Annotated in this window: 2 protein-coding genes; both read left to right on the top strand. The window is 66.7% G+C overall.

All coding sequences use genetic code 11. The features are described from left to right. Nucleotides 1-1,348: aldehyde dehydrogenase family protein (locus A1351_RS03760; RefSeq protein ID WP_157096075.1), on the top strand; the 1,348-nt coding region annotated here is incomplete at its 5' end. Nucleotides 1,349-1,429: 81 nt separating this feature from the next. Beyond that, on the top strand, nt 1,430-1,619 hold a 190-nt coding region (locus tag A1351_RS03765), incomplete at its 3' end, for an SDR family NAD(P)-dependent oxidoreductase (RefSeq protein WP_245291566.1).

Below are 1,619 nucleotides of genomic sequence, written 5' to 3' on the forward strand. Positions count from 1 at the left end.
GGCCGGCGCGGCGGATGCCACCGCCGCGATCGACGCCGCGCAGGCCGCGTTCCCCGCATGGGCCGCCCTGTCGCCCAGCAAGCGCGCGGCGTTGTTCCTCAAGGCCGCCGCCCTCTACCGCGAACGCTCGGACGAGATCGCCGATATCCTGTCGCGCGAAACTGGCAGCACGATTTCGTTCGCGCGGTTCCAGCAGACGCTGGTCGTCGAGAATCTCGAAGCGGCGGCAGGCTGGGTGCATCAGCCCAAGGGCGAGATCTTCCCGAGCGATGTCGACGGCCGGCTTTCGATGAGCATCCGTCGCCCGCTGGGCGTGGTTGCCTGTTTCACCCCGTGGAACGGGGCCAACATCTTGTCGTGGCGCGCCGCGCTCGGGCCGCTGGCGGCGGGCAACACCGTCGTCATCAAGCCTTCCGAGTTCGCACCGGTTTCGGCGGGGTTGATGGTGGCGCGGATCGCGGAAGAGGCCGGCTTCCCCGCCGGCGTCATCAACGTCGTTCCCCATGCGCCCGGCAGCGCGGGCGCGATCGCGGATGCGGTATTCGCCTCGCCGCATGTGCGCTGCATCAACCTAATCGGCGGCGTAGGTACCGCGCGCATCCTCGCCGAGCGGGCGGGCCGCACGCTCAAGCGCAGCGTGCTGGAATTGGGCGGCTATAACCCGCTGATCGTGCTCGACGATGTCGATATCGACTTTGCGGTGCGCACCGCCACGTTCGGCGCGTTCTTCCACCAAGGCCAAATCTGCATGAACACGCGCAAGGTGATCATCGCCCGCCCGCTGTACGACAAATTCCTCGAAAAGTTCGTCGCCCGCGCGCGGCAGCTTCCGATGGGGGATCCTTCGAACCCGGCGACGCTGATCGGGCCGCTGATCAACAAGGCGGCGATCGAAAAGGTCAGCAAGGGTATCGCCGAAGCGGTGGCGCTGGGCGCGAAGATCGAAACCGGCGGCACGTTCGACGGCCAAGTCTACCACCCGACCATCCTGACCAACGTTCCCTATGAAGCGACGATTTCGAACGAGGAAACGTTCGGCCCGGTGGTGATCGTGGAGCCGGTGGATTCCGTGGAGGACGCGGTCCGCGTCGCCAACCGCACTTCTTATGGTCTGGTCGCCTCGATCCTCAGCGGGGACAGCTATCGTGGGCTGGAACTGGCGCCGCGCATCCAGGCCGGCGTGGTCAACGTCAACACCGCGACGGTCAACGACGAAGCGCATGTGCCCCTGGGAGGGGTGCGGGACAGCGGCTGGGGCCGCACCGGACCGGATTGCATGAACGATTTCAGCGACACGATCTGGATCAACGCCCGCCACAGCGCGAACGAGCCGCAATACGCATTCTGACCGAAACCGCGGCGCCGCCACGCCGGCGGCGCCGCGCTATCTCTCCCCCATTTCAAAGGCGCCCCCATGAACGAGCCAAGATTGAGCCATGAAGCCCGCGTCGCTATCGTCACCGGCGCGGCACGCGGCATCGGCCAGGCCATTGCCGTAAAGCTCGCCACGCATGGCGCGCGGCTGGTCCTTGTCGATATCGAGGAAGCACAGGAGACGGCGCGGATGATCGGCGACCAGAGCCTGGTCGCCACCGGCGACGTGACCAGTGCCGCAGACT

This window comes from Methylosinus sp. R-45379, assembly GCF_001644125.1.
In the GTDB taxonomy this organism is placed as follows: Bacteria; Pseudomonadota; Alphaproteobacteria; order Rhizobiales; family Beijerinckiaceae; genus Methylosinus.